This window comes from Fibrobacter sp. (assembly GCF_017545445.1).
Lineage (GTDB): Bacteria > Fibrobacterota > Fibrobacteria > Fibrobacterales > Fibrobacteraceae > Fibrobacter.
The window spans coordinates 1-3069 of record NZ_JAFWOM010000012.1 but is presented as its reverse complement, the minus strand read 5'-3'; the positions used below and the strand labels follow the sequence as shown (position 1 = coordinate 3069).

Annotated in this window: 5 protein-coding genes; 2 read left to right on the top strand and 3 right to left on the bottom strand. The window is 45.3% G+C overall.

What is annotated here, in order from left to right; all coding sequences use genetic code 11:
- Positions 1-156: 156 nt before the first annotated feature.
- Entirely contained in the window at positions 157-1188 is a 1032-nt protein-coding gene (locus IKG78_RS01410) for a tyrosine-type recombinase/integrase (RefSeq protein ID WP_173371514.1), read from the top strand.
- A gap of 26 nt (positions 1189-1214) precedes the next feature.
- On the opposite strand, the gene IKG78_RS01405 is transcribed toward IKG78_RS01410, so the two are convergent.
- Complete coding sequence (locus IKG78_RS01405) at positions 1215-1694, bottom strand: hypothetical protein (protein WP_290938390.1); 480 nt, start codon at positions 1692-1694, stop codon at positions 1215-1217.
- Positions 1695-1857: 163 nt separating this feature from the next.
- Here IKG78_RS01405 and IKG78_RS01400 point away from each other — a divergent pair, with 163 nt between their 5' ends.
- Positions 1858-2058 carry a hypothetical protein gene (locus IKG78_RS01400; RefSeq protein ID WP_290938388.1) on the top strand — a complete coding sequence of 67 codons (201 nt, stop codon included), beginning with the start codon at positions 1858-1860 and terminating at the stop codon, positions 2056-2058.
- Here IKG78_RS01400 and IKG78_RS01395 read toward each other — a convergent pair.
- A complete protein-coding gene (locus tag IKG78_RS01395) occupies positions 2055-2396 on the bottom strand; it encodes a hypothetical protein (RefSeq protein ID WP_290938386.1) in 342 nt (113 codons plus the stop codon). The two genes, IKG78_RS01400 and IKG78_RS01395, sit on opposite strands and share 4 nt — an antisense overlap.
- A gap of 12 nt (positions 2397-2408) precedes the next feature.
- Complete coding sequence (locus IKG78_RS01390) at positions 2409-2882, bottom strand: hypothetical protein (RefSeq protein WP_290938384.1); 474 nt, start codon at positions 2880-2882, stop codon at positions 2409-2411.
- Positions 2883-3069 lie beyond the last annotated feature (187 nt).

The window sequence follows — 3069 nt, the reverse complement described above, 5'->3', positions numbered from 1 at the left end:
TTCCGGCGCGATTTGGACTGTCTGTCGCGGTTCTCCGTCGCTTGTAATGGTTTTTCCCGAAAGACGGGGGAAACCGCCAAAAATCGGGTATGATGTGAGACATTTGTGAGCTTTTTGTGAGCCGACTTTTAGGCAAATTTTAGTAGATTTGTTTGTATGAAAAGCTACAGCATATCGCAGCGGTACAAGTACCGCGGCAACCTTACATGGTACGGGAGAATCGCGGAGGATGGCGAGTTCTCCTACATAAGCCTTAAAACCAAGCGCAAGAGCGACGCACAGGAATGGCTGAACATGATGAACGCGGCCAGGTTCATGCCCGAGGAAATCCGCCGCAAGCTCATGCCGAAGGACAGGGGCTTCGACGAGGCGCTCCCGAAGTTCCTGGATTCTGTCGCGGCGTCCAAGGGCGACGACTCCAAGACCCACCTCGCTTACAAGTACCGACTCAAGACATTCAGGGAATGGCTTGACGCAAACGGCATCAAGACGCTCATGCGCTTCGATGCGGAACAGGCGACGAACTGGGCGGTGTGGCTGTCCGAAAGGTACGCTCCCAAGTCCCAGCACGAAATGGTTCGCTGCACAAGCCAGTTCTGCCAGTGGGCGGCTAAGATTTACGACCTGGGCGACTACAACCCGTTCCGCGACGTGGCGTTCCCCAAGGTTCCGAAACGCGCCAAGGCGTTCTGGACTCCCGAACAGATTGAAAGGATTCTCGACAACGCGCCCGACCCGGAATTTAGACTGTTCTGGTCGGTCATGGCTTTCGCTGGCTTGCGTCATGCGGAGGCTTGCCGCTTCGGGCCGTCGTGCATCCAGGAGGACGGAAAGATGCGCGTCGTCGGCAAGGGCGACAAGGAAGCGTTCCTTCCGATTAGCGACCGCCTCAAGGCGGAAATCAAGCGCTACGGCAAGCTGAAAGACGGCATGTTCGCGACAGCCCGTTTCGACCATGCGGACAGGTGCAACGAAACGCTGCGAATTGCAGTGGAAGCTGCGGGATATAAGAGCGACGACGCGACGAACCACAAGTGGAGACACTCTTTCGCCTCCAACCTTATCCGTTCCGGCGTTGGCCCGAAAATCGTTCAGCAGTTGATGCGTCATGAAGACGTGCGCCAGACTTTGGACACCTACAGTCACCTGCTGCAAGACGACCTGGAAAAGGCTCTCAACAAAAAATAAAAAAGGCTCGCAGAAGCGAGCTTTTTTTAATCCATACTTATCTGTTCGGGGTTGTAAACAAACTTTCGGGCATAATCTTTTTGTCTAAAATAGACCTCTTTGAAATCCCTTCCAATACTTACAAAGCTAAACACCCCTGCCGCATCAAAAGTATCAACTCTTAGCCAAAATGATTTTTCGTCTTGTTCTCTTTCGCCAAAAGCAACCATGTAATGCTCATCGCGAACTTTTTCATCCTTTCCGAAGGTTCTGATAACTAATTCATTTTCATTAAGAGTTATATAACCTTTTCCAGAAACCGCTTCCATTTTTTCATAATTAACCTTATCTTCACTGTCTGGAAAAGCTCGATATACAGAAGTGAAATACATTCGGAAAGACTTTAGCCTTCTTGCGTAATATTCTTCAGCAGTTTCCTTTTTGGGAGCATTTTTCTTTTTCGCAAGAACTAAAGCTATGATGGATAAAACGACTGCCACTGCGGCAAGAAAGATTGCTATTTCCATTTCCGTCCCTTTGTTTGTTTTTGATACTGAATGTAAAAAAAAACATACATTGTCAAGGGTATTGCTGAATTTAGCCAGTTTATTTACAAAAATTACCTATTTTCTGTTAATTCGAGCTCAAGACAGCCCCATTTTTACAAACAGATAGAGCTATTTTTGAAGCATGATTAAAGAAACTATAGACGCATGGAAAAACCTTATTCTCGGTCTTTACGAAATGCTTTTCGTACCGCTTCAAGAACATAAATCGAAGCCCGAAACATTCCGTTCCTTCTGCCTCGTTCTTGGTTCTTTAATTGTTATTGGCGGCTTTGCAGTCGTTGCTGCATGGGGACTGGTATTCTTCCTGTTTAGTCGTCTTTAAGGTTTCTTCAAACCAGCATTCTTTTCAACGGTGTTGAGGCACTGTTTGAGCATCAACTCCGCAGCCTTATGCACATCGCCGTTTATTTTCTTCAAGAACGAAACTGTCTTTGTTTTAAAGTTGTCCTCAAACTTTCCGTCAAGAACATCAGGCCATTTACCGATTTTCAAATCAACCGCGAAAGTCTTGCCGAGCGTGGCAGCTTCCTTCTTTAGGTTGCCCCCCAGTTCACGATAATGTGCTTTCGTCTTTCGGGCCAGAGCTGCCATCGCGTAACCCAAATCCAAATCATTCGGATTCACCTGATAGTTCCTCAATGCATGTTCAATCTCGACCATAATTACAAATAATTATTCTTCGTCAATCATTTTTTTCATTTCAGCAGTTCTGTCATTTGCCTCGCGACATTCAAGAAATTCTTTTGAAGTATGAATTATAAATCCGTTTTGATGTTTATTAGGCGTTCTAAAAGTTTTTGCATCGTCAGCTTTCATCTCAATAACTTTATATAACGAACCATCATCCCAAAACAACACAACAACGAGCAAATCAAAATCCCAAGAGCGAAAAACATTCAACGATTTGTCTGTTTTCCCGATAGAAACTTGTCTCGATTTCACTTGAATCCGAGTTCCATCTTCACATTTCAAATCAAAACTTTTATTCGAATTGGGCATTTTTTCCGCTTTATACAGTTTTCTTATAAGAAACTCAGAGTAATCGCCCATTATATTTGACGTTCCCCTAATCAGTTTTTTTATCCGATTGCTTGCCTTAATATGTTCAATCCACGCTTTTTGAACTGTTTTTAACTTTTGAGCCATAGCTTCATTCTCCATTTGAAACAAAAATAGAAAAGGCCCCGGCATAAGCCAGGGCCTTCGTGCGTCAAGGAGGTATCTTCCTAAAATTCGTCCATCGTGAAGTGCGTCTTTCTCGCACATACGGCGATGCCGCCGCTGGAAATGACATTGTTGAGCCATTCCTTCAACCTGGACTTGCTAAACCACA

Bases quoted from the DNA above. Each gene is read 5' to 3' on its own strand.
- IKG78_RS01410 (WP_173371514.1), top strand. From the start codon at position 157: ATGAAAAGCTACAGCATATCGCAGCGGTACAAGTACCGCGGCAACCTT.
- IKG78_RS01405 (WP_290938390.1), bottom strand. From the start codon at position 1,694: ATGGAAATAGCAATCTTTCTTGCCGCAGTGGCAGTCGTTTTATCCATC.
- IKG78_RS01400 (WP_290938388.1), top strand. From the start codon at position 1,858: ATGATTAAAGAAACTATAGACGCATGGAAAAACCTTATTCTCGGTCTT.
- IKG78_RS01395 (WP_290938386.1), bottom strand. From the start codon at position 2,396: ATGGTCGAGATTGAACATGCATTGAGGAACTATCAGGTGAATCCGAAT.
- IKG78_RS01390 (WP_290938384.1), bottom strand. From the start codon at position 2,882: ATGGCTCAAAAGTTAAAAACAGTTCAAAAAGCGTGGATTGAACATATT.